At 58.3% G+C, this 20,137-nt stretch carries 17 protein-coding genes; 11 read left to right on the top strand and 6 right to left on the bottom strand.

The features are described 5' to 3' along the window. Nucleotides 1–382: 382 nt before the first annotated feature. The 6 genes from E0E20_RS08030 to E0E20_RS08005 all read left to right on the top strand — a co-directional run bounded on the left by E0E20_RS08030 (nt 383) and on the right by E0E20_RS08005 (nt 6,622). Nucleotides 383–2,119, top strand: a complete 1,737-nt coding sequence (locus tag E0E20_RS08030) for an efflux RND transporter periplasmic adaptor subunit (RefSeq protein ID WP_130837674.1) — start codon at nt 383–385, stop codon at nt 2,117–2,119. Further along, nucleotides 2,116–2,835, top strand: a complete 720-nt coding sequence (locus tag E0E20_RS08025; RefSeq protein ID WP_278045063.1) for an ABC transporter ATP-binding protein — start codon at nt 2,116–2,118, stop codon at nt 2,833–2,835. The genes E0E20_RS08030 and E0E20_RS08025 overlap by 4 nt, the downstream gene beginning before the upstream one ends. Continuing rightward, nucleotides 2,828–4,027, top strand: a complete 1,200-nt coding sequence (locus E0E20_RS08020) for an ABC transporter permease (protein WP_242622720.1) — start codon at nt 2,828–2,830, stop codon at nt 4,025–4,027. The genes E0E20_RS08025 and E0E20_RS08020 overlap by 8 nt, the downstream gene beginning before the upstream one ends. Nucleotides 4,028–4,059: 32 nt before the next feature. Further along, nucleotides 4,060–4,689: a hypothetical protein gene (locus E0E20_RS08015; RefSeq protein WP_130837673.1), complete on the top strand. Its 630-nt coding sequence runs from the start codon at nt 4,060–4,062 to the stop codon at nt 4,687–4,689. Between the two features lie 105 nt (nt 4,690–4,794). After that, nucleotides 4,795–6,153, top strand: a complete 1,359-nt coding sequence (locus E0E20_RS08010; RefSeq protein WP_130837672.1) for an MATE family efflux transporter — start codon at nt 4,795–4,797, stop codon at nt 6,151–6,153. Nucleotides 6,154–6,208: 55 nt separating this feature from the next. After that, nucleotides 6,209–6,622, top strand: a complete 414-nt coding sequence (locus tag E0E20_RS08005) for an EamA family transporter (protein WP_130837696.1) — start codon at nt 6,209–6,211, stop codon at nt 6,620–6,622. Between the two features lie 61 nt (nt 6,623–6,683). Here the strand turns inward: E0E20_RS08005 and E0E20_RS08000 are convergent, their stop codons facing one another. The 5 genes from E0E20_RS08000 to E0E20_RS07980 all read right to left on the bottom strand — a co-directional run bounded on the left by E0E20_RS08000 (nt 6,684) and on the right by E0E20_RS07980 (nt 13,591). Continuing rightward, nucleotides 6,684–8,165, bottom strand: coding sequence for a UxaA family hydrolase (locus E0E20_RS08000; protein ID WP_130837671.1), 1,482 nt, complete (start codon nt 8,163–8,165; stop codon nt 6,684–6,686). A gap of 29 nt (nt 8,166–8,194) precedes the next feature. Next, on the bottom strand, nt 8,195–9,694 hold the full coding sequence (locus E0E20_RS07995; protein ID WP_130837695.1) for a tagaturonate reductase: 1,500 nt from the start codon (nt 9,692–9,694) through the stop codon (nt 8,195–8,197). A gap of 54 nt (nt 9,695–9,748) precedes the next feature. After that, nucleotides 9,749–11,182, bottom strand: coding sequence for a glucuronate isomerase (gene uxaC / locus E0E20_RS07990; protein ID WP_130837670.1), 1,434 nt, complete (start codon nt 11,180–11,182; stop codon nt 9,749–9,751). A gap of 54 nt (nt 11,183–11,236) precedes the next feature. Next, a complete protein-coding gene (locus E0E20_RS07985) occupies nt 11,237–12,088 on the bottom strand; it encodes a glycoside hydrolase family 43 protein (RefSeq protein ID WP_130837669.1) in 852 nt (283 codons plus the stop codon). A gap of 93 nt (nt 12,089–12,181) precedes the next feature. Continuing rightward, nucleotides 12,182–13,591: a family 4 glycosyl hydrolase gene (locus E0E20_RS07980; RefSeq protein ID WP_130837668.1), complete on the bottom strand. Its 1,410-nt coding sequence runs from the start codon at nt 13,589–13,591 to the stop codon at nt 12,182–12,184. Between the two features lie 328 nt (nt 13,592–13,919). Here E0E20_RS07980 and E0E20_RS07975 point away from each other — a divergent pair, with 328 nt between their 5' ends. Both E0E20_RS07975 and E0E20_RS07970 read left to right on the top strand, forming a co-directional pair. After that, nucleotides 13,920–14,858 (top strand): AraC family transcriptional regulator, encoded by a 939-nt coding sequence (locus E0E20_RS07975; RefSeq protein ID WP_165444032.1) that lies wholly within the window; start codon nt 13,920–13,922, stop codon nt 14,856–14,858. After that, on the top strand, nt 14,855–15,526 hold the full coding sequence (locus tag E0E20_RS07970; RefSeq protein WP_130837666.1) for a YesL family protein: 672 nt from the start codon (nt 14,855–14,857) through the stop codon (nt 15,524–15,526). Before E0E20_RS07975 ends, E0E20_RS07970 begins: the two co-directional genes overlap by 4 nt. Nucleotides 15,527–15,557: 31 nt before the next feature. Here E0E20_RS07970 and E0E20_RS07965 read toward each other — a convergent pair whose 3' ends face one another. Then, nucleotides 15,558–16,460, bottom strand: coding sequence for a helix-turn-helix transcriptional regulator (locus E0E20_RS07965; protein WP_165444031.1), 903 nt, complete (start codon nt 16,458–16,460; stop codon nt 15,558–15,560). Between the two features lie 378 nt (nt 16,461–16,838). On the opposite strand from E0E20_RS07965, the gene E0E20_RS07960 reads away from it, so the two are divergent. The 3 genes from E0E20_RS07960 (at nt 16,839) to E0E20_RS07950 (ending at nt 20,122) form a co-directional block, all read left to right on the top strand. Continuing rightward, nucleotides 16,839–18,248: an ABC transporter substrate-binding protein gene (locus E0E20_RS07960; RefSeq protein ID WP_130837664.1), complete on the top strand. Its 1,410-nt coding sequence runs from the start codon at nt 16,839–16,841 to the stop codon at nt 18,246–18,248. Nucleotides 18,249–18,341: 93 nt separating this feature from the next. Beyond that, the gene (locus E0E20_RS07955; RefSeq protein ID WP_130837663.1) at nt 18,342–19,265 is read left to right on the top strand and encodes a carbohydrate ABC transporter permease; all 924 of its coding nucleotides are present in this window, start codon (nt 18,342–18,344) and stop codon (nt 19,263–19,265) included. Nucleotides 19,266–19,279: 14 nt separating this feature from the next. Continuing rightward, nucleotides 19,280–20,122, top strand: a complete 843-nt coding sequence (locus E0E20_RS07950; protein ID WP_242622718.1) for a carbohydrate ABC transporter permease — start codon at nt 19,280–19,282, stop codon at nt 20,120–20,122. Nucleotides 20,123–20,137: the final 15 nt, after the last annotated feature.

The following is a 20,137-nucleotide window of genomic DNA, read 5'->3' as shown; positions in this document are numbered from 1 at the left end:
CAGATGACACAAACAGCGTATTTTCAAGGTATTTTGCACTATCTGTTGAAGGCCAGCAGGTGAATTTATAGAGATCAGGACTGATTTAGCCCGCTTTCTATTAACGTAATTTTTGAGGTTTCAGTGTATACAATAACTCGGAGGATATGGCGAAACCGTACTGGTCAGGGAACGGGAACGCCGCGGAATTATCGCGTTATTAAAAGAACTGCGACGATAAAGCCGGATTTTCTTAAAACTGTATTAATTTTTTCTTCAAAACTTTTGAATTTCCGCAATTCCTGTTATAGTAACGATCGTCGGGGGCACAGCCAGATGCTTCGGAAGCTCTGCGATCAAAGGAGGGCGTCCGGAAGAAAACAGCTTCGGTAAAGAGGTCAGAATGAGCGAGAAAGAGGTTTTACATCAGGATATGGTACAACAGGATGCGGAAGCTTTGCAGCCGGATACGGCCGTGCATTCGGATGCGGGATCGCAGGAGAACAGCGGGACACTGTCTCGGGATGCGGGAAAGGATAAGACGTCCCGAAAAAAGGAAAAGAAGCCCCGCAGGAAGAAGAAATGGGTTAAATGGGTGATACTCGGGAGTGTGGCGGCGGTCGGCGTCGGTCTTTACATAAACCGAAAAGCAAACCCGAACTACGACGAGGCGGTGGCGGAGCTCCGCGATATCCAGACTTTTCGCAATTTTACGGGCACCATCGAGCCGGTGAGGCAGCAGAATATCATGCCGGACATCACGGGCATCCGGATTCAGAAGCTCTCTGTCAAGGAGGGCGATGAGGTGAAAGAGGGCGATGTGATTGCCGAGCTGGATCCGTCCTCGATCGAGCAGCAGATCGATGAGCTCAAGGCGGCGATGTCGGCATCGGATCAGGCGAGCGCGATTTCGATCAAGATTGCGAACAAGAATTACAGCAATTACCGTTCGGATATCGACAACGGTCTCAATTCGCAGATCCTCTCGGCCTCGCAGGCCATCGACGCGGCCATGGCACAGCTTGTGTCCGCCCAGCAGGCCTATAATAATGAGGTGAACCTGAACAACGCAAAGCTCAGCCAGATTGTGCTCGGCGCGATGCAGTCGGTGGATCAGGCCTATAACGGCGTCCGCACGGCGGAGCTGCAGGCGAGTCAGGCCAACGCGGCGCTGGACAGGACGAGAAACAAGTCCGACGCGGCCTTTGCCGGAGGTTCGAAGCAGGATGCGGTCGACAGCGCGCAGAATGCCGCAGACACGGCCTCTCTCAGTCTGGAGAATGCATGGGCGGCCTACAACAACGCCGTCACCGGATATAAGGCGGCGAAGATCAACGAGGAGAACAGTCTGACGGGGGCCTATGACGCGCTCGTCACGGCGGAGATATCCTATCTCAATGCCCTCGACAGCTACAACGCGGTGCTGAACGGGGTGAAGGAACAGATCGAGAGCTATGCACTGCAGGCGGAGCAGGCGAATGTCTCGGCAAACAGCGAGGTCAATGAGCTCAAGCTCGCCAATCTCGAGAAGAATATAGAAAAATGTACTGTGAAAGCGCCGATGGACGGCGTCATCACCTCTCTCAATGTCAAGGAGGGAGATCTGGTCAGCGCGACGAACGCCATGACGACGATCACGAGCTTTGACACGATGAAGGTGGCGATCAAGATCAACGAGTACGATATCAGCGGTGTGACGGAGGGGAGTTCTGTCACAATCTCGGTCGACGCGCTGGACAAGAGCTACGACGGAACAATTTCGCGCATCGCCCGCACGGCGACGGTGGCAAACGGCGTTTCCTATTTTGAGTCCGAGGTGGAGTTTGCGGGGGACGATGACGTCCGCACCGGCATGAGTGTGGAGGTCAAGCTGATCATCGACGATGTGAAGCAGGCGGTTTCTGTCCCGAGCAGCTTTGTTCAGACGAGAACCGACGGCAGCGCCTATGTCCAGCGCTATGCGGAGGGTTCCAAGACCGTGACGGAGCAGGATGTGGAGATCGGCGTCACGGACGGCGTGTACACCGAGATTGTGAGAGGCGTTTCAGAGGGCGATGTCGTGGTTGATACGACGCCTGCGCTTAACTACCTGACAAATGAATCCTCTATGTACGTTGAAAACGGAGAGGCGGAGAAATGATGCAGGCGGCACAGGGGAAAAAGGCGGGAGACCGTATTCTGGAGATGCGGGGGATCACCAAGGACTACGTGCTTGGCGAAGAAACCTCGCACGTGCTGAAGGGAATCAGCCTGGATGTGCGGCAGGGAGAGTTTCTTGCGGTCCTCGGGCCCTCCGGCTCCGGCAAATCCACACTCATGAATATCATCGGCTGTCTGGACGTGCCGACGGGCGGTGAATATCGCCTTTCCGGGAGACTGATTGCGGAGCAGGATGAAGCGAGCCTTGCGAGGATCCGCAACCGGGAGATCGGCTTTGTGTTTCAGCAGTTTCAGCTTTTGCAGAAGCAGACGGCGCGGCAGAATGTGGAACTGCCTCTTCTGTATGCGAACATGCCGGAAAAAAAACGCCGCGCGCGCGTGGAGGAGGTGCTCTGCCGCGTGGGGCTTGAGGACCGGATGGATTATTATCCGAATCAGCTCTCCGGAGGCCAGCAGCAGCGCGTGGCGATTGCCCGCGCGATTTCGGTGAACCCGACGGTTCTGCTCGCCGACGAGCCGACGGGGGCTCTCGATCAGAAGACCGGAGGACAGGTGATGGAGCTGTTCCACGAGCTGAATAAGGAGGGCCGGACGATCATCATGATCACGCACGACCGCCATATCGCGCAGCATGCGGGGCGGATCGTCAGGATCCTTGACGGCAATCTCAGCGAGGGAGATATTGAAGATGCTTAATTTCGGAATGTTTCGGCAGAGCTTCGCCATGTCTCTGCAGAATATCAGGGCGAACAAGCTCCGGTCGTTTCTCACGATGCTCGGCATTGTGATTGGTGTGGCATCCGTCATTGCGCTGATCACGATTGTCGGGGGCGTGACGGATTCCATCATGGGGACTTTCGGCGACATGGGAGCCGGAACGCTTACGGTCAATGTGTACGGGACGGGGATGAAGAGCGGTCTCTCGGACAGCGACCTGCAGACGCTGGCAGCCATCGACGGCGTGGACGGCATTGCTCCGTCCAGCTCGCTTACCACGACCGCGGCCTATGGCGGAAAGGTTTACGATAAGGTGATGGTCGACGGCCAGAATGCGATCTTTTTTGTCCACAACAACATCATCGCAGAGGGACGGGGCCTCACGCAGGCCGACATAGACGGAAATTCTCTCGTTTGCATTGTGGACAAGACCTTTATGGACAAGGTGCTCTACGGCAGCAGGGCGATCGGGCAGGTCGTCCGCATCGGCGGCTACGATTATACCGTGGTCGGCGTCAAGGGAGAGAGCAATTCCCTGTCCGGCATGTTTACAGATACCTCTTCGTTCGACGGAACGGTCATTGTTCCGTATCGGAACGCGATGCGCATGAGCGGTCAGAAAGACGTGACGAGCCTTGAGCTTTATATGATCGAGGGGGCAGATGCGGCCGCCGTGGAACGGCGGGTCCGCGCGGCGCTGAGCAATATTTTCAACAAGGCAAAGAGCAGCTACATGGTGGTAAATGCCAAGTCGCTGATGGACGCCATGGGGCAGATCAAGGGGATGATGTCCACGATGCTGGGGGGAATCGCCTCGATTGCGCTGCTTGTCGGCGGTATCGGGATCATGAATATGATGCTGGTTTCGGTATCGGAGAGGACGAAGGAAATCGGCCTGCGCAAGGCGCTGGGAGCGGAGCCGAACCGGATCCAGGCACAGTTCCTGATCGAGTCGGTGGTGCTGTCGGTGCTGGGCGGCCTTATCGGCGTGCTGTTCGGCGAGCTGATTGCGCTGGGAGCGTCGGCGGCGCTCAAGACGACCTTTACGATATCCTACCGGGCGATTGCTCTGGGAGTGGGCTTCTCGGTCGCCGTAGGCGTTATTTTCGGATGGGCCCCCGCGAGGCGTGCGAGCCGTCTGAATCCGATCGATGCCCTGCGCGCGGACTGAGCATGACAATACAAAGAAAGGAATACAGGATAATGAGCGAGATCAGAAAGAGAGCGGCGGCGCTGCTTCTGGCGGCCTCCGCAGCGGCATCGTCATTTGCGTTTTCGGCAGTCCCCGCGGCGGCGGCACCGGCCTATCCGTCCAAGTGGCAGGTTCAGATCGGCTGGACGGACGTGATCGGAGCGGGGCTTCTCAAAACGACCGATGCGGACGCGGTCTACCGCCAGCTCCGCAACAGCTTTATGTATCAGCTGATGTCGGAGGGCGATCTGTACCGCCTTGCGCAGACAGAGGGAGTGAAGATTCCGGCGCAGTCCCTGTCGAGACTGGCATCGGAGGGCTGGATCTCCGGCTATACCTACAAGATCATTGCCGGGCTTCCGCTGACGCCGGCCGACATGGCGGACGTCTATGACGCGTCCTATTACTACACGAACAACGTCTGGCTCCACGGCGTGATCGATCCGGCGGACACGAATGCCCTGTTCCAGAACTTCCTCGCCGTCGGCATGCAGGTGGGCGCGCAGGCAAATGCCGCGTTCCGTCCGGCCGCGTACCGCGCCTCGAATAAAACGCTGAACGACGCTTACGGAGACGCATGGGCGAATTATTATGTGAATTATATTCTCTACCACGATTTTTCAAAGCCCTATCAGGGATAAAAATTCCTGGCGGTATCTTGCAAGCCCGTGGAAAGAGTTTAGAATGAAACCGGAGACGTTTGTGAATCACTCACAGACGCCCGGTTTCTTTTTGTTAAGGACGGTATGTTGCATATGATGAAAAGCATGACGGAGGGATCGCCTCTGCGGCTGATTCTGCAGTTTTCTCTTCCGCTGCTCGCGGGCAATCTTTTTCAGCAGACGTATAATATGGTGGATGCCGCCATCGTCGGGCAGACGCTCGGCGCATTGGCGCTGGCGGGCGTCGGAGCCTCGTCCAGCGTTCAGTTTCTGGTGATGGGCTTCTGCATCGGGACGGCGATCGGTTTTACGATACCAGTGGCGCAGTGTTTTGGAGCAGAGGATTACCGAGGGATGCGCTCGTACATTTTTCACGCGGGGGTCTGGTGTCTTGCTTTTGCGACAGTGCTGACAACGCTTACGGCGCTGCTGTGTCCGCAGATTCTGCGTCTCCTCCAGACGCCGGGGGATATTTTTGGGGATGCCTATCGGTATCTTCTCATTATATTTCTCGGCATCCCATTTACCCTGCTTTACAATCTGCTCTCTGGAATGCTTCGCGCCGTCGGCGACAGCAGGACGCCGTTCTTTTTTCTCGCCCTGTCGGCCATACTGAATATCGGTCTGGATGTCTTCTGCATCATGGTGCTGCACTGGGGTGTTGCCGGGGCGGCGTTTGCAACCGTTGTCTCGCAGGCGATCAGCGGCATTCTCTGCCTTGTCCTGATCCACAGGCGCTTTGACATCCTGCATCTTCGCAGGGAGGACAGGGTCTGGGACGGGCACCGGGCGGCCAATACGCTGCGCATGGGGGTCCCCATGGGCCTGCAGTATTCGATCACGGCCATCGGCAGCATGGTGATGCAGTCGGCCAACAACGGGCTCGGGACGGTGTATGTTTCCGCTTTTACCGCCGGAATGAAGATCAAACAGCTCACGATGTGCCCCTTTGACGCGCTTGCTACGGCAGTGTCGACCTTTGCCGGCCAGAACTACGGGGCGGGGAGGACGGACCGGATACGGAAAGGACTGGGGATCGGTCTTGCGATTGCGGCTCTGTACGGGCTCTTTGCGGGCGTGGTTATGGGCGTTTTCGGGAGGACGATGTCGATGCTGTTCGTTCCCGCGTCGGAGAGCGCCGTGCTCGACGCGTCGGGACTGTATCTCAGGCGGCTGGGTTATTTTTACTGGACGTTGGGGCTCCTCGGTGTCGCGAGAATGTGCACGCAGGGGCTCGGCTGCTCGGGGCGCGCGATGGTCAGCGGGGCGGTGGAGATGGTCGCCCGCATCCTTGTCAGTGTGCTGCTGGTTCCTGTTTTTGCCTATGATGCGATTACGTTCGGGGATCAGAGCGCGTGGGTATCGGCTTGCCTCTATATTGTTCCGATGTGCTTTGCCGTGGTGAGAAGGCTGCCGGGAAAAGGCTCCGGGGCGGAGAGATGACCGGCAGGGGCGCTATGACGCCTCCTGCCGGAGCAGGTACAGAAAGGTGGGAGTTATGTGGCTTCTGTTTGCTGTCGGCTCAGCGGTTTTTGCCGCATTGACATCGATTCTTGCCAAGGTGGGCATCAAGGACGTGAACGCGGGTCTTGCCACGGCGATCCGCACCTGCGTCGTGCTCGTCATGGCGTGGGGGATGGTTTTTCTCACCCATGCGCAGGGAGGCATACTGGTTATCAGCAGAAAGAGCTGGATGTTTCTCATCCTGTCGGGGCTTGCGACGGGAGCGTCGTGGCTCTGCTATTACTGGGCGCTTCAGATTGGAGAGGTTTCCAAGGTGGTGCCGGTCGATAAGATGAGCACGGTGCTGACCCTGATTCTGGCTTTCCTTTTTCTGCACGAGCGCATGACGGCGAAATCGCTGATCGGCACGCTTCTCCTGACGGCGGGGACGCTGGTGATGGTGTTGTAAGGGATTCCGGCTTTGCGCAGGACAGGATTGCACGACTCTGTCATGAGCGTTGAATGCGCCCTCACAGCACCACGCCGTCCTTGAAGATGGATATTTCTCTGCAGCCGTGTATTTCCGAGAGCGTCCGCTCGCCGGAGGCGATCCGGAGGACCTGCGTAAGAAGCCGCTCGCCGGCCTCTTCGATGGTTTCGCTTCCGTCGGCGATCGTTCCCGCGTTGAAATCGATCCATCCACGCTTGCATTCAAAAAGCGCGGTGTTGGAGGATATTTTCACCGTCGGGGCCGGCGCGCCGAACGGTGTTCCGCGGCCGGTGGTGAAGAGGATGAGCTGTGCTCCGGCAGCCGTCAGGTTTGTGGCGGATACAAGGTCGTTTCCCGGGCCGGAGAGAAGCTGCAGGCCTTTTTTTTGTACCGGCTCCGCATAGGAGAGCACGTCGACGATCGCCGCAGAGCCGCCTTTCTGTATGCAGCCGCAGGACTTGTCCTCGAGCGTCGTGATGCCGCCCTCGCGGTTGCCGGGCGACGGATTTTCGTAGACGGCCTGTCCGTGAGAGAGAAAATAGCTCTTGAACGCATTGACCATGCGGACGGCCCGGTCGAACACATCCCTATCGGCACATCTTGCAAACAGCAGATTTTCCGCTCCGAACATTTCCGGCACCTCCGTCAGGATGGCGGAGCCGCCGGCGGCGACAAGGAGGTCGGAGAAGCGGCCGACGGCCGGATTGGCGGTAATGCCGGAGAGACCGTCGCTTCCGCCGCATTTCATGCCGACGACCAGATCCGAGACGGGGCAGACCTCCCGCCGGAACCGCCCGGCGAATGCGGCGAGCTCACGGAGCATGACGGAGCCGGCTTCCAGTTCATCCTCCACGTCCTGACAGAGGAGAAAACGAACCCGCTCGGGATCGAAATCTCCCAGAGCCTCCCGGAACATATCCATCTGCAGATTTTCGCAGCCGAGCCCGAGGCAGAGCACCGCGCCGGCGTTGGGGTGACGGACCAGCGCGGCGAGAAGACGCTTTGTCTGTTCGAGGTCGTCCCCGAGCTGCGAGCAGCCGAACGGGTGCGGCCAATGGTAGAGACCGTCGATGGAGCCGCGGACAAGAGACTGGTTCATGGCGGCGAGCTGCTTCGCCGTGTCGTTTACACAGCCGACGATCGGCACAATCCAGATTTCGTTCCGGATGCCGGTGCGGCCGTCCTTTCTCCGGTAGCCGAGAAAGCTCTGCGGTTTCGCGGTAGGCAGAGGGAAAGACTGCGGGACATACCGGTAATCCGTCTGTTCGGACAGCAGGGTTGCGGCATTGTGCGTATGCACATGGCAGCCCTGCGGGATAAGGCGCACGGCAGAGGCGATGGGGGTTCCGTATTTGATGATGCTCCCGCCTGCAGGGATATCCGTGAGGGCGATTTTGTGTCCCTGCGGGATGGACTCCCGGGCGGTGATCCGCTCTCCGCGGATATTGAGCACGGCATCGCGGGGCAGCGCCTCCAGAGCGACGGCGACGTTGTCGGACGGGTGAATCTGTATGTATTTCATCGTGGTCTAAACTCCTTGTGCGAAAGTGTTTACAGGAGCGAGGCAAAAGCCGCCTCCGCGCCGTCCCGTCGGATCAGGGCGAGGCCGGTGCAGAGCGTTTTTTCAAGTCCGGGGAGCTTTGTCAGATCTTGTCCCCACATTTTTTCGCAGGAGAGGACGTCGTGCACCAGCGCTTCATCAGAGGCCGTGCGGCGGCTCCAGTAGAAGTCGAGAACCCAGTCGTCGTCCCGGATGACATATTCGTCGCCTGCGGGGCGCCTTGCGGTCAGGCCGTTTTCATCGAGCCGCAGGAGCTCTGTGGAATAGAACGCGATATATGCGGCAAAGCCCATGCAGAGCGCCTCGGGAAGACGGCCGGCCATTTCCGTGTATTCCAGAAGCGAGGGGAGATTTCTCGTTTTCCACTTGGAGGTGGAATTTAAGGAAATGCTGAGCAGCGAGTGGTCGATGAACGGATTGCTGAACCGGTCTGTGACCGCTGCGGCAAACTGGCGGCAGTCCTCCTCGTCGAGGGGAAGAACCGGAATAACCTCGTCGAAGAGGAGCTTGTTCATGAAGCCGTGTATGACCTCGTTCTTCATGCAGTCGCGGACGATATCGAAGCCGGCCAGATACGCGCCGGGAACAAAGCCGGTGTGCGCGCCGTTCAGGATGCGGACCTTTCTTTTTTTGTAGGGTGAGACTTCGGGGACGACGTGCACGTTGAGGCTGGCTCTCCGGAACGGGAGCCGCTCCTCAAGAGAGACCGGGCCCTCGATATACCAGACGCCGAAGACCTCGCTGACGTCCTTGAGCTCATCGGCGTAGCCGTTTTCCTCATCCATCTGCGCGCTGACGGCGGGATCGCCGATGCGGCCCGGAACAATGCGGTCCACGAGCGTGGAGCAGAACAGGCATTCCTGCGCGAGATAGCGCCGGAAATCTTCGCCGAGCTTCCAATCCTCCGCGTGCCGCAGAACCGTATCGCGGAGCACGCGTCCGTTGTCGTCGATCAGCTCGCAGGAGAGAATGACCGGCGCGGCCTGCCCCGCCTGAAAACGATGATGCAGGAGGACGGCGAGCTTTGCCGGGAACGAGCGGGGCGGCGCATCCTCGAAGCGGCAGGAGGCGTCGTAGACGATGCCGGCCTCGGTCGTGTTGGAGGCGATATATTCCAGATCCGGACTCTCCGCAATCGAAAGGATGCGCTGCCAGTCGTCCGGCTCATAGGGGTTGTAACAGGCGTCTACGGCTGAGATCACGCGTTTTCTGTCGATTCGTTTTCCGTTCTCGGAGCCGCGCAGATACAGCGTGTACAGTCCCTCCTGCGCGTTGATCTGCCGGGTGAGTCCCTGCGGAATGGGCTGCACGAGGGCGATCTTTCCGTTCCAGCCGGCCTTTTCGTTGGCCACGTCGAACCAGTAATCCACAAAGGCGCGGAGAAAATTTCCCTCGCCGAACTGGAGGAGACGGACTGGGGCCGTTCCTTTTTCCAGAAGATATCCGTGAAAATTCTTTTTTTTCAGAAGCTCATAGCTCAGTGTTTCCATGTCTGACATCGTCTTTTCCTTTCTGATATGCGGAGTATCGGTGCCGCCGGGTGTTCAGAGCTCGAAGTAGCGCGCGGCGTTGTAGTAGCAGATGTTCTCCACAAGCGTTCGGAGCGCCGGCTCGTGATCGGGATATTCGCCGTTTTCAACCAGCTCGCCGAGATAGCGGCAGAGAAGACGGCGGAAATACTCGTGCCTTGTGTAGGAAAGAAAGCTCCTTGAATCCGTCAGCATGCCGACAAAGCTGCCGAGGAGTCCCAGCTCGGCGAGATCGCTTATCTGCTTCAGGTTTCCGGCCTTGGTGTCTTGAAACCACCACGCGGCGCCGAGCTGCATTTTTCCGGGGATTTCCTCCGACTGGAAGCAGCCGAGCGTCGTCACAATCTGGCGGAAATCGCTGTCGTCGAGAGAAAAGACGATGGTGCGCGGCAGCTCGTCCCGCGCTTCAAGATCGCTGAAAAACGCAGCCATGTTGTCGCCGGAGACGGTTTTGCGGATCATATCGTAGCCGGTATCGGGGCCCTCGGCAAGGAACATCCGACGGTTGTTGTCCCGGGAGCAGGAGTAGTGAAGCTCCATGACGATGTGCTCTCTGCGGTATTTTGCGGCGAGCGCGGAGAGAAGCGCGGTCTGGTAGGCCTCGGCGTTCTCCTGCGCGATCGCTTTCCCGCAGAGAACGGCCCGGAGAGCTTCGTCGCACACCGAAAGGGGAGCCGGACGGTACATGAAGTAGTCGAGTCCGTGATCGGAGGCGCGGCAGCCGTGCGCCTTGAAGAAGTCGATTCTCTGATACAGCGCGTCGATGACCTCCCGCGTGGAGCGGAGGCTTTCCTTTCCGACGGAGGCCGCGAGCTTTTTCATGTATTCCGGAAAGTCCGGCTTTGTGATATTGAGGGCCTTGTCGGGACGGAACGAGGGACAGACGAGAAAGCCGGCGTCCGGCTCCGCGGCGAGCTTTTCGTGCCACTCGAGGGTGTCGGTCGGATCGTCGGTCGTTCCGATATAGCGGAGCGACGACTTGCGGATGATGCCGCGGACGGAAAGCGAGGGGTCATTCTGCAGCATGTCGGAGCTTCTATCCCATATTTCCCGCATGGTTTCCTTTGTGAGCGGCTCGGTGATCCCGAAATAGCGCTGGAGCTCGAGATGCGACCACACGACCATCGGATTGCCGGGGGCCATGGCGAGCGTCTCGGCGAATGCGGCGAACTTTTCATAGGGGTCCGCGTCTCCGGTGACGACGCGCTCCGGGAAGCCGGCCGAGCGCATCAGCCGCCACTTGTAGTGATCGCCGAAGTACGAGCCGTCCGGATTCCGTCCGCCGAGCCATATTTCAGAGAGATTGCGGTAGCGGCGGTCCTCATAGATTTCTTTCGGCGAGATGTGGCAGTGATAATCGATGATCGGCAGTGTTTCCGCGTAATCGTGAAAAAGACGCGCGGCCGTTCCGGTATTCAGCATGAAATTGCGGTCAATAAACGGTTTCATGAAAATCCTCCGTGTCGAAGCGCTTTTTAGCGAGGCGCTCCGTGTCTCATGGGCTTACAGCGAGGTGTCAAGAAAAACAGGGTGCTCCTCAAGCGAGGTATTGGGCTGATAGAGCACGAGCTTTGTTTTTCCGTCAAAGGTAGAAAAAAGCATGCCGTGGCCGCCGTTCTCGGCAAAGAGGGGAGCGGGGTCGACGGTCCAGCGTCCGGTGATATCACCGTTGTCCGAGCGCGCGACGGCCTCGGCGTAGCCCTTTTCCCCGAATGTGGCCCAGAGCATGATCAGCTCTCCGCTGTTCCGGCGCCAGAGGAACGGCCCGTCCGTCACATACGCCGGTCCGTCCCACTGCCGGTTCCGGATCGCCCTCGCCCAGCCGGCATCGGAGGCCTGAAGCAGAGCCCGGGGCGTGCCGTCCCGGCGGGTCAGATCCGAGGACAGGGGAACGGCGCAGATCTGACCGTCGCCGAGATCCGTCCACTCGTGGCTGAACACCATCCACGGGCGGCCGTTCCGATCCAGATAAAAGGTCCCGTCAAGGCACTGCCACGGCTCGGGAGTGATCTTGCCTTCCGAGTGGAGCCGATACGGTCCGAGCGGCGACGCGGCGCGCAGAATCACCGTGCCTTTCCGGTTCTCGGCGGAATTTGCGAACGTGGCGAAGAGATAGAAATATCCGTTGTAGAAGTGAATTTCCGGGGCCCAGTAGCACTTGTCGGCCCAGAAGCCCTCCGGCCGGTGAAAGAGCTCCACGGGGCCCTCCCAGTTTATGAGATCCCTGCTGTAATAGCCGTCGAAGCCGTCGGCGCGGTCGGTCCATGTCGTTGCGGCCCGTGTGCCGGTCATGTAGTAGACGCCGTTGTGGGCAAGGACAAAGGGATCCCGGATATTGATTTCATGCAGCTTCATATAAATCTCCATGCCGAAGCACTTTGTGCGATGAGGCTATTTGGGCTTCGGCACAAACAGACGTGTGCAAAAACCATCGCATCGGCGTAATTTTTACACTGTTTTTTTCCATTCATCGGGCAGATAGGTCAGGGTGTTCCGGATCATATCGTCCGCGAGCGCGCGGGTCTTCTCCCGGTCGCGGCATTTTGCCGAGAAGTTCGGGTCATGCAGGAACGCCTCCGTGACGAGCTCCGGGTCAAAGGTCAGCGCGGCGCGAAGCGTCCGCTCGTGATTTTCCACATGGGGCAGGATCAGAGCCCGGATGCTCTCGGGGAGAGCGCCGGCGGCGACGGGCCGGATATGGCCGAGCTCAAAGACGGCGTTGGTCTCCACGACGGCGTCCGCGGGGAGATTGGAAATCTGGAGCGCGGTATTGGGGAGGTTGACATTGGAGAGGAAGCGCTCCAGACCGCAGAGCGCACGGATCAGGCGAATGCCCTCCTCGCCGGTCGGAGAGAGCGCGAGCTCCTCCTCCCCGGAGACAAGGCGCTGCGAGCGGGCAAGGCGTTCTTTCAGATCATTCTTTCTCCAGTCTACGCCGGTGAGGCCGAATTTCCATGAGCGGACGGTTTCGGGATCATTCAGATATTCGTTTCCCGGCATAAATTCCGCGAGATGCCGGTCGCCGGCGGCGGCAATCCAGCCGTAGCGGAGGAAGAGATCCATCTTCACGCGGTGCGCGCAGTGAAAGGAGGAGTTCATCCAGCTTTCATCGCGGAGCTCGAAGCCCTCCTCAAAGCGGCGGTCGATGTAGTGGCGGTAGACCGGGAAAAGGTCGACGCCGCGGAAGGATGCGCTGGAAAACCATGTGAAATGATTGATGCCGAGGACGTTGACGAAAATATCGTGCCAGTCTTTCGCGCGCTCTCCGGTTTCTTTCTCAAGAATCCCCTGCAGCACCTTCTGCGTCCCGAATACCTCGTGGCAGCAGCCGAACGCCCGGATCTCCGGGAATGTATAATAGAGCGTCTTTACGCACAGCGACATGGGGTTCGTGTAGTTGATGACCCATGCGTCGGGGGAGCAGCGGCGTATCGCCTGCGCGATTTCGACAAACATCGGAATGGTGCGCAGCGCGCGGATGATTCCGCCGGGGCCGGCGGTGTCGCCGACGGACTGCCAGCAGCTAAGGCGCTCGGGAAGATGAACATCTGACTGCATTTCGTCAAAGCGGCCCGGGAGAATGGAGATCACGACGAAGTCGCAGCCGGAGAGGGCGCTCTCCAGTGAATCGGAGACGGAAAAGCGCCAGCGGCCAGTCGCCTCCGGGCGCTGCATCAGGCGATTTCCGATGATCTGATTGGCCTCGGCCGCGCCGCGGTCGATATCATACAGCCGCACCTCGCCCGACAGCTGTGCCTCTCTCGCCAGATCGGTCATAAAGGTCCACGCCCAGCCGCGGGAGCCTCCGCCGATATAAGCGATTCTGATGTCTTTTACGCACTGGTCTTCATATTGCATGGCAAGCCTCCGCAGAAAATGCCGCAGGGTCTGCTCCGCAGAATTTCCGGGAGCTGCGGCAGAAATGAGCTTCGGAGCGCTGCTCCGAAACCGGATCCATGCCATCATCATACGGGGAAGCGGATAAAATTACTTTCATAATCGGACCAAAATTCGTAAAACTTATCTTATCGGACAATCAGAATTGTGTTATGGTAAATAGGTAGTGTAAAAAATCGCGCGGATGCTCTGATTTGTTCCATGAGCGGAAAGTGCTGCTGCGCCGTGGGACGGCATGAGCCGCAGAGCGGCCCGGCAGTCTGCGCGCCGCGCAGCAGGGAGGAAATGCTTGAAGCCGAAATATGCGGATCGGGAGGAAAATCCTGTTTTTGTCGGAGAGGTGCCGGGGCTGTTTGTCGAGGAAGCGTACCGCAGCTCCTCCTACGCCATGCGCACCCGCCATTTTCATGACAGCATGGAGCTGTATTTTCTTATGGAGGGGGATCGTCTTTATTTCATCGAGCAGAATACCTGTCATGTGAAGCCCGGCATGGCCATACTGATCGGGCGGAACCGGATTCACAAGACCAGCATGTACAGCGAGGATCCGGTGCATCGCCGCTTTCTTCTGCAATATGAGGAGGAGCCGTTCGACGCGCTGCTGAAAGGCCTCGGCTACCCGGGCTTTGATGAATTCGGCAGTCGCTTTCAGGGGCCCGCGGTTTTCACGGAGGCCGAGTGGGGGCAGGCGCTGCGGATTATGGAGGATCTCAGGCAGACGCTTGGAGAGGCCGGCGTGCCGCAGCCCGGTCGGTCGCGGGCTCTGCTTCGCGCGGCGGAGCTGCTCGGGCTTTTCGCCCATGCGGCGGAGCGGGGAGTCCCCGGAGAGAAGCGGGAGGACCGGTCGCTGCGCGGGGAGCTGCGGGATGGGACGGATCAGCGCTACAAGGTGGACGAGCTCGCGCAGTATCTCCAAAAGCACTGCGGTGAAAGTCATTCGCTGGATGCGCTGGCCGCAAAATTTTATATCAGCCGGTCGAGGCTGACGGTGCTGTTCCGGCAGGTGACAGGCTTTACGGTCGTGGAGTATCTGATGTTTATGCGGATGCGGCGGGCGCAGGAGCTGCTCTGCGGAACGGCGCTTTCCGTCACGGAGATTGCGGCGCAGACAGGCTTCGGCAACGTCACGTATTTTGAGAGGGTCTTCCGGACGATGACGGGGGACAGGCCTCTGCATTACCGCAGGACGCATAAAAGCGCTTCGGCGCAGACAGAGGATTCATTATGAAAAGTTTTTTTCGTGCGGACAACCCGGTGTGGAAGTTTATCGGAAATCTCGCGGATTTTTTTGTCCTGTCGCTTCTCTGGGCGCTGTGCTCCGTTCCGGTCGTGACCGCCGGCGCGGCGACGACGGCGCTGTACTATGTGACGCTGAAGATGGCGTCGAATCAGGAGGGACGGCTCTGGCAGCAGTTTTTCCACGCCTTTCGCCGGAATTTCAGGGCGGCAACCCTGCTGTGGATCGGCTTTCTTACGGCGGGCGCCGTTCTCGCCGCGGATCTGTATTACGGGCTGCGCTACGGACTGCGCGGCGGGTCGGCGGGGGCGCAGGCCATGCTGGTGCTCGCACTGGTCGTGACCCTTTTGTATCTGTGCCTTTTATCCTTTGTATTTGCTCTTCTTGCCCGTGTGGAGAACCGCCCGGCGGCGATTTTTGCCATGGCGGGCGGCATGCTGCTGCATAATTTTCTGCCGGTTCTTTCGGGGGTTCTCGTCATGACGGGTTTCTGGCTCGTCGGCATCTTTGTTTTCGCCCCGCTCCTTGTCGTCGTGCCGGGGTTTCCGGCGTACTGCAACAGCTTTCTTTATAACCGCATTCTTGCCCACTACGGCTTTTCTCTCGAGGATCGCGACGGGGCGCGGCGCGGGGAGGGGGATCAGGCCGGGGACCCCTGAGGACCGCTCCTGTCGGCGCCGGGCGGAGCGCCTATTTTGCCGTTCCGCTGCCGTACTTGCTGGAGACGGTGGCCCTCTTCCGGTAATCCCGGGGAGAGCAGCCCATATAGCGGCGGAAAAGATCCTTGAAATAATTGCTGCTCGTAAAGCCGCAGTCCATGGCGACCTTTGTGATGGAATCATCGCTCACGATGAGCTGATGCGTCGCCTGCCGGATCCGCGCGTTGTTCAGGTATTCCTTGAACGTATGTCCGGTTGAGACGCGGAACTTGTGCGAAAAATAGGCCGGATTCAGGCCGAGCTGCACCGAGACGGATTTCAGCGTGAGCGGCTGGGAAAAGCGCGTGTCGATGAGATGCAGCGCTTTTTCGATATCGGGCTCCATCGCCGTCATCGGGATGAAGATGTCCTGCGCCGGCGTGGAGTGGTTCAGCACCTGAATGAGCAGCTCGCCGGAGTAGAGCGACAGGAGCGTCTCGGAATGCTGCTCGGGGGATGCCTGCTCGTCGGCCATTCTGCCCAGTACATTCATGATGAGGGTGCGGCCGGCGTGGTCGAGGATCCTCTTGCCCGAACCGGAGAGCATGTCCCGGAGGCCAAAGACCCCGCAGGTTACCTCCTCCGGCAGATATTCCGTGTTGATGTAGACGGCGATGCGCTCCGAGGCCGTCCGCCCGGTATAGCTGGTATTGTGCCGCACATGGGGCGCCACGATCATGATGTCGCCCTCGCGCAGATGCACGTAAGAGCCGTTGATCATGTACATGCACTGCCCCTGATGCAGATAGTAGAACTCGAGAACCGAGTGCGTGTGCTCGTAGGGCATATAGAACTGCGGCATTCTGGTCTGCGCCTCTATATAGAAATGTACGGCGTCTCCGGAAAGCGCCGCATCGTCCGGCGCGCCTCCCTCTCTCATCGGAAATCTGCGCATGAAAAGCTCCATTCACTGCGGCCGTCCTATCGGGGCCGGAACCGCTGCGGGCGGGAATGCCCGCGGCTTTTTTATTATTACAATGCAGAAGCCGGCACGGCGTCAAGCCTCTCCTAATGATTCAGAGCGCCGTCATGGCGCAGAAGAAAAAATAGCCCGCAGAGGCAGGTGTTCCGGCTCTGTTTCTGATCAGAATGGATAAGAGAGGGGGCAAAAAACAGCGAAATGCTGTCGCATCAAATATAATAATCAGCGGTTTATTGATATATTACTATATTTTGCGGTATTTTTCAGGAAACAGAATCCCGTATACTCTTCCATAGCAGAGAGCAGACAGGAAATATCCTGCACAAAAGTACTTCATTTAGGGAGGGTGCTATGAAGAAAAACAGAGTGATTCATGTATTGCTGACGTCGGCGCTGACCGCAGGCCTGCTTGCGGGCTGCGGAAGCAGTGCGGCGCCGTCCGCTCCGGCAGACCAGACGGCGGAGCAGGCAGGGAAGGCGGAGGAGACCGCCGGGGAAGCGGAGACTGAACAGGAGCCTGCGGAGGAAAGCGCTGCGGCCGGCGAGCCGGTCAAGCTCCGCATGGCGTGGTGGGGCTCGCAGAACCGTCATGATAAGACGATCGCGGCCATCGAGCTGTACGAGTCGCTGCATCCGGAGGTCACGTTCGAATACGAGTATTATTCCTTTGACGATTATTTCACCAAGCTGAATACGCTGGTCGCCTCCGATCAGGTATGGGATGTGTTCCAGCTCGGCGGAAATTTCCCGATGTACATGGATAAGATTCATCCGCTGGATGAATTCATTGCCTCGGGTGTGGTGGATGTCAGTAAGATCTCCGAGTCCAATCTCAAGACAACGCAGACGACGGAGGGGGTGCAGCTCGGTCTCACGAACGGTATCAATACCTACGGCATTGCCTACGACCCGCAGCTTTTTGAGGAGGCCGGTGCGGTTCTTCCGACAGAGGACTGGACATGGGAGGATTATCAGGCTGCGGCGGATAAGATCACGGATGAGCTCGGAATCTTCGGCTCCTCGACGTTCCTTAACTCGGATTTCATCGCCGGCTGCTCCACGTTCATTCCGCAGCAGGGAGAGCTCGGCCAGTACAGCTTTTTCAATCTCGATCTCACCGGCATGGGCTTTGACGATCCCGCCATGCTGGCGCCCTATATTCAGATGCGCGCGGATATGATCGCTCACGGATCCTATCCGGATGCCGGTGCGTCCGCCGAGGTCACAAATATCGAGAATGATTTCCTTGTAACCGGCGAGGCGGCTATGACGTGGGTGGCGGTCAATCAGTTCCCGACGATTTATAATGTATGTCAGGAGCAGGGCAGAACGCTGGCTCTTGCGCCCCTTCCCCGCGTGGAGAAGGACGGCAACGCCGGCGCGACGATCCAGTCCTCGCAGATGCTCTGCGTCTCTGAGGATTCGGAGCAGAAAGAAGCGGCGGCCGCGTTCATAAGCTGGTTTGAGAATGACATTGACTGCAACAATATTCTGCAGGCGGAGCGGGGGATTCCTGCCAATGAGGATGTCCGCGCGGCGCTGTCGGCCAATACGACCGAGGGACAGAAGATCATGTATGACTACGTGGACAGAGCGTCGAAGCTGCCGATGCCTGAGGAGTACAATGTTCTTTCTCCCGACGGACAGAACGAGGTGCAGGACAATTATCTGAATTATATTCAGCAGGTTGCCTCGGGCGAGCTGACAGCAGAAGAGGCAGCCCAGAAGACCTATGACGACGCCTCCGCGATTTTCAAATAACCAACAGGCGACGGCTGATGTGACAGACAACCCCGCTCTGCGTTCGAGGCAGAGCGGGGTTTTGCAAATAACGCTTCGGCATGGAGATTTATTATGAACGGAAACACGGCTGTGGCCGGAAAAGGCAGACTATACCGTTTCATTCATCATGACAATACCGTGGGGCATATTTTCGCGCTCCCGTTCATCTTCGGCTTTGTCATGTTTTCGTTGATTCCCATATTGATGTCGCTGAACTATTCGTTCACGGATTTTTCGCTGGGAACCAAACAGGCGGACTACATCGGCTTGCAGAACTTCGCACGGCTGTTTCAGGATGAGGTATTCGGCAAATCCATTCTGAAAACGCTTCAGTATGTGCTGATTTCCGTCCCGCTGAAGCTGTCGTTTGCGCTCCTTGTCGCGTTTGTGCTGACAAGACCGACGAAGCTGGTCACGCTGTACCGGTCGCTGTATTACCTTCCCTCGCTGGTGGGCGGCTCGGTCGCGGTCGCTCTGGTCTGGAAGCAGCTCTTTGCCCGCAGAGGACTGTTCAACGCCATCGCGCTCTCGCTGGGACTGCCGAAGGTCAACTGGTTCGGCGACGCCGCTCTTGCCATATATCCGCTGATCCTCATGTCGGTCTGGCAGTTCGGCTCCTCGATGATCATTTTTGCGGCGGGACTGAAAGAGATCCCGGTCTCCCTGTACGAGGCCGCCGAGATCGACGGCGCGAACGGATGGCAGAGATTTTTCCGGATCACGCTCCCGATGCTGTCCCCGATCATACTGTACAACCTCATCATGCAGACCATCTCGGCGTTTATGACCTTTACGCAGGCGTTCGTCATCACGGGCGGCGGGCCGAACAACGCGACGATGCTGTATGCGCTGAACGTCTACAATCAGGCGTTCAAGTACAACAAAATGGGCTATGCCTGCGCCATGAGCTGGAGCATGCTGGTCGTCATGAGCGCGGTCACGCTGGTGATCTTCAAGACCTCGAGGCACTGGGTGTTCAATGAGGCGGAGAGCTGAGAGGGGGAGAAGCGGTGAGAAAGAAAAAAATTGCGGTAAAGGCGCTGTACCACATTCTTGTCATTGTGTTCGGCCTCATCATGATCTACCCCGTGCTCTGGATGATCAGCGGCTCGTTCAAGGACAACGCGCAGATTCTGCGGGGGACGCTGAGCCTGATTCCGACGGAGTGGAAGCTGTCCAATTATCCGACCGGCTGGTCGGGCTTCGGGGGCACGACGTTCCTGACTTTTTTCAAAAATTCCTTTGTCGTCACCACGGTCGCCACGCTCGGCTGCGTGCTGTCGTCCTCACTGGTGGCCTACTCGCTTTCGCGGGTGCAGTGGAGGGGGCGCCGGTTCTGGTTCACGGCCATGCTGGCGACGATGATGCTGCCGGCGCAGGTTATCATGATTCCCCAATATCTGATCTACTACCGCCTCGGGCTGGTTCCGGGCTACGCGCCGCTCATTCTTCCCTATTTCTGCGGGCAGGCGTTCTTTATCTATCAGATGATGCAGTTCATGCAGGGGATCCCGCGGGAGCTGGATGAGGCGGCGAAGATCGACGGGTGCTCGAAGTACCGGATCTATTCGCAGATCATTCTGCCTCTTCTCAAGCCGTGCATCGTAACGACGGTCATCATTCAGTTTTACTGGAAATGGGATGACTATATGGGACCGCTTCTGTATCTGTCGAGGCCCGAGTCCTATACCGTCTCCATTGCGATCAAGCTGTTTGCGGACTCGGCGTCCGTCACGGATTACGGCGCCATGTTCGCGATGTCGTCGCTGTCGCTGATTCCGGTCTTTCTGATCTTTCTGTTTTTCAACCGCTATCTGGTGCAGGGAATCGGCACGAGCGGCCTGAAAGGATGAGCGGAACAGGGCAGG

Origin of the sequence: Lachnoclostridium sp. Marseille-P6806, assembly GCF_900625025.1 — a bacterium.
GTDB lineage: Bacteria > Bacillota > Clostridia > Lachnospirales > Lachnospiraceae > CAG-791.
The sequence above is the reverse complement of the archived record's forward strand: the minus strand, read 5'-3'. Positions and strand labels throughout refer to the sequence as shown.